The following is a 4,195-nucleotide window of genomic DNA, read 5'->3' as shown; positions in this document are numbered from 1 at the left end:
TCTGGACAATACTGTTACAAACGTGCCACCACAGAGCTTTTTCGATCATGGCCTTGAAACCCGCGCCGGTGCTGGAGGCACTTTCCGAAAAGGGATGAAAATCGGGGGGAAGTGTCGAACCCCGGTGTGGAGGCCTGTTGGGGCGTCCGGTGCGTGGACTGGTTGTGGGGGCTGGGGTTCAGTTGGGGGAGGTTTGTTGGCTGGAGAGGGCTGTGACCCAGTGCAGCCATTGAGTTCTTCGGGATGCTGCCGGTCCATGTGGAGCGTCAGCGGACGGTGAAATACGTAGCATCTTGACGATCCGCTGCAAACATTTGATGGGCTCGCCGGTGGTACGCTTATGATTCTTCCCGCGCCTTCACCTTCTCGATGAATTCGTTTCGCGTATGCTCGTCCAGCGGCGCGAAGCTACCGAGATAGATGACTTTGCAGTCTGCAATCCAAGTCGATCCGTATGCGCCGTCTGGTGCATGGTTGTACCAGTAGCAGGTCCTTAACCAGGAGATGTGTTCATCCCATATGAAGGAGTCAGGACTGCTGGGTGCAGAGCGTGGCGCCCACGCGAACAACTCTCCTTTGCCAATAAAGCCGTTGCGGTCGCTTTTTGGCATAAGAAGGAGGTCTTCGTTGACAGCGATGGTTAGGCGAAGGCTAGTGCGGAAAGAGGTTTGTCCCAAGAGTTCAACTATGTCTGGTGGTACTGCGGTGCACGCATCAACTAGGCGGCAGCCGAAGGATTTGGCGAAGTACTTGTATAGGTTGCGCTGTGAGTCCTCCCACCCAGCACCGTACACTTCTTCAAAATCAATGAAGCGACGGCGGAGGACTAAATCCTCGTTCGCCATTACCCAGCTGATCAACGCGTCGTACGCACGATCGAACGGTTGGGTGTAAGTATTGTTGCAGTGCTTACAAAGGCTAGGGAGATATTTCAGGGTTTGTGAGCCAGGTCCCTGTACTAAGCTCTCTATTCCGTCGCGAACGTGGGCCAATGCAGATGGCCCAACATAGGGGCCGCGGCCGTGGGCACGAACTAAATCTGTTTTCTTGAAACGGTGCTCGCTGCTATCAGCGTTCGCACCGCAGATCCAACATGTTCCGCTCACCTGATGCCCTCGAATCATTGTGCCCAACGTCTCGTTTCAGCGGGCGGAAGAGTGCGCAGCATTTTTCGATCTCTTGAAAACACTTCTTAGGCTTGTGCCCGAATGATGTTCCAAGTACTTCTGTTCTCAACATGGGCAAGCACTCCCGGAACCATTGCCTCGAAGGCCGCGTGGTCATCCATTAATACAATGTTTGATCTCGCAACCAAGGTTTCCCCTGTAGTTAGTCGCGCGTAAAGTTTCACAGGTACTGCGCCGTTCTTTATATGGGGGCGCATGTATCCCCAGGAAACTGAAACGAATAACAAGAACCCTGACTGACAGTCTCGAGGTTCGATCCGTGCGCCAAGAGTTAGTGTGTCTGGCCCTTCAGCGAAATTGGAGAACCAGTTTTTTAGCAGCCTTGTGATATCTCCAATGTTGTGCCGAACACGAGACGGCAGGGTCACTGCATTTAGTACGTGGTTCCGTACCAGCCAGCGTTTCAACCGCCTGACCTTAAGGGTGAAGTCGCGGACGACCATCGGATCTGTTGTTGGATTATTGATCCCTGCCTCAATGAGGAAGATGACCCGTGCGTTGTGGTCAGTTTCGTCTACAACCCCTAGTTCTTGCCAAATGCACCGACTGGTGAGTGCCTCAATTTCTAACTTCGGCCTCTTCAGCTTCGCTTTCAAGAAGCGAAATACTCCAAGGGCCCAAGCAACTATGCCTACAACTGCCCATTTCAAGAGGTCCACGGTTGTGCCGTGTGCCTCAATCCATTCCACTAGGTCAGCTAAGATCGACGGCAGCGTCATGGGAAGCCTAACGACGGTGTAGAAAAAAAAGATTTTCGGGAAAACGGTTGCTGTCGGCGATAACCGACGATTTCTTATTCATCATTTCCCAGTCCGAGTCAGCGGGAGTCAGTCATTCGTTTGCCTTCCGCTGTTAAAGTTTTTCCATCGCAACGTGAGTGAATCCCTGATCAATTGACTTTCTGAGCAATCACACCCAAGCCAGCCATTTCGCACCGACTCCGATGATCGATTTTCCTGCTTCTTCCACTGTCCTTTGAGGCCTTCATGGCCCCGAGCACCCATTTCCAGGTGCAGCGGGCGGATTTCGCCCATCAATTCATCAAGGCTCGCCTCGCCAGGTAAAGATTGGTCAGCCCGATCAACGAGAACACCTGCGCGGCGTTCTTCGCGATCCCCTTGTAGCGCACCTTCGTGTAACCGAACTGGCGCTTGATGACACGAAACACATGCTCGACCCGCGCGCGGATCGAAGACATCTTGTGGTTGAAGCGCTTATTTGCCTCAGTCAGCGGATGCTGCTTACTCGCCTTGAGCGACACGCCCCAAAACACACCGGCCTTGCGGGCCGCCCGCTTGAACGCGTTGCTGACATAGCCCTTGTCGCCGAACACCGCGCGGTCCTCCTCACGCAGCAGATGGGGCAACTGGCTGATATCCGATTCGTTGGCTGGCGTGACCGACACCGTATGCACCAGCCCGGAATTGACGTCAGTGCCAACATGGACCTTCATGCCGAAGTACCACTGCTTGCCCTTCTTCGTCTGATGCATCTCGGGATCGCGCTTCTTGTCCTGGTTCTTCGTCGAGGGCGGGGCGTGGATGATGGTCGCGTCGACCATGGTGCCGCCCTTGAGCAGCAAACCGCGCTGTTCGAGCGTGTCGTTGATGATGTTCATCATCTGCCCGGTCAGCCCATGCTTCTCGAGCAGATGGCGGAACTTCAGGATCGTCGTCTCGTCGGGCATGGCGTCATCGGCCAGTTCGAGCCCCGCAAAGCGACGCATCGACTCGATCTCGTACAACGCATCCTCCATCGCCGGATCCGACAGCGCGTACCACTGCTGCATGAAGTAGATCCGCAGCATCGTCGCCAGCGGCATCGGCGGACGGCCACGGCAACCCGACTTCGGGTAGTGCGGTTCGATCACCGCAAGCAGTTCTGCCCACGGCACGACTGTCTCCATCTCGGACAGGAAGTGTTCCCGGCGAGTCCGTTTCTTCTTCCGGTCGAAGGCCTGCGAGGCGAAGGTCGTTTGTTTCATGGTGGTAGCACGTTTTATGACTTAAGCATTATAGCAGCTCTGAATTGATCAGAGCTTCCCTAGATGAGAACGTTGTTGATGTCGCTAGCAATGTTCTTCCCGGCTCGGTGGTCACTGCTGGTTTTGGGGAGGGTAAATGTATATCTCCCGTCACCTTGAAAGACTAACTTGTAATGCTTTCCATCTTCGGAGATATCGAAGCCGAGTTTCAAGAGCGCATTACGGGTAGGGGCGTCCATGTCTCGATAAGTCCGAAACAATGACTTGATCTCATCTCCAAGCTTTGCGGCGTTATCAGATGGCTGGTTGGCGGCGAGTAAGTCACGGAGTACGTGGTGGCGGCGGCCGTTGTCGCGTGCCACACGTAGGGAATCCTCAAGGGCCGAAATTACGATGTCTCGGATTTCGTGGGCGAAGAAGTCTTGCTCATTGCCCGGTGCAATTAGGCCCGCGATGGAGGCTTCTTCTGCCGCGGAAAGTCGCCGTATCTCCGCGTGTAAGCGAGATATTTCCTGCTCAGCTTCAATTAGCTTTACATCCTTTGCAGCTTGTTCAGCATCGAATGCATCGATGTACGCTTGAAGTTCCGTTGAGCCTTCCGACTTGAGTAACTCGTATCGCTTACGAGAGATTGTCTCCCGTAAGTGACCCCATGTGCAGGTTGAGCGTAGACGGCGGTTGGCTAGCGCGAGTCGAATGTCTTTGGCAATTTCGATCTGGATGGCGCGTTGGTTTGGCCTGTCGTGCTCGACAAAGTATGACTTACGTGCATCACTGTCAGGCCAATAGACGCCAACAGTGCCACCGAATGCGTTGCGGGAGTTCGTCAGCGTCTTGACCTGATAGGAGAATTGGCGACTTGGCTCAACAACAACATGGGCCATGCCAGAAACGTACTGAATCGCCCCGGGTTTGGTGGAGGCTCTAGTTCTTGAGAAGATAGAGCCATGAAGAAGTCAGTGAAGTTCTCCCCCGAAGTTCGTGAGCGCGCCGTGCGCATGGTGGCCGAATGTCGTGGCGACCA

Annotated in this window: 4 protein-coding genes; all 4 read right to left on the bottom strand. The window is 54.4% G+C overall.

Annotated features, from left to right (window positions below; translation table 11 throughout):
* Window positions 1-338: 338 nt before the first annotated feature.
* The 4 genes from DNK49_RS22675 to DNK49_RS22660 all read right to left on the bottom strand — a co-directional run bounded on the left by DNK49_RS22675 (window position 339) and on the right by DNK49_RS22660 (window position 4,055).
* Window positions 339-845, bottom strand: coding sequence for a hypothetical protein (locus DNK49_RS22675; RefSeq protein ID WP_110530325.1), 507 nt, complete (start codon window positions 843-845; stop codon window positions 339-341).
* 347 nt (window positions 846-1,192) lie between these two features.
* Window positions 1,193-1,906, bottom strand: a complete 714-nt coding sequence (locus tag DNK49_RS22670; RefSeq protein WP_110530323.1) for a hypothetical protein — start codon at window positions 1,904-1,906, stop codon at window positions 1,193-1,195.
* Window positions 1,907-2,220: 314 nt separating this feature from the next.
* Window positions 2,221-3,171, bottom strand: a complete 951-nt coding sequence (locus DNK49_RS22665; RefSeq protein ID WP_110530321.1) for an IS5 family transposase — start codon at window positions 3,169-3,171, stop codon at window positions 2,221-2,223.
* A 59-nt stretch (window positions 3,172-3,230) separates the two neighbouring features.
* Complete coding sequence (locus tag DNK49_RS22660; RefSeq protein ID WP_110530319.1) at window positions 3,231-4,055, bottom strand: hypothetical protein; 825 nt, start codon at window positions 4,053-4,055, stop codon at window positions 3,231-3,233.
* Window positions 4,056-4,195 lie beyond the last annotated feature (140 nt).

This window comes from Parazoarcus communis SWub3 = DSM 12120 (assembly GCF_003226565.1).
GTDB lineage: Bacteria > Pseudomonadota > Gammaproteobacteria > Burkholderiales > Rhodocyclaceae > Parazoarcus > Parazoarcus communis.
Note: the sequence above shows the minus strand (reverse complement) of the source record. Positions and strands in the feature narration are given on the sequence as shown.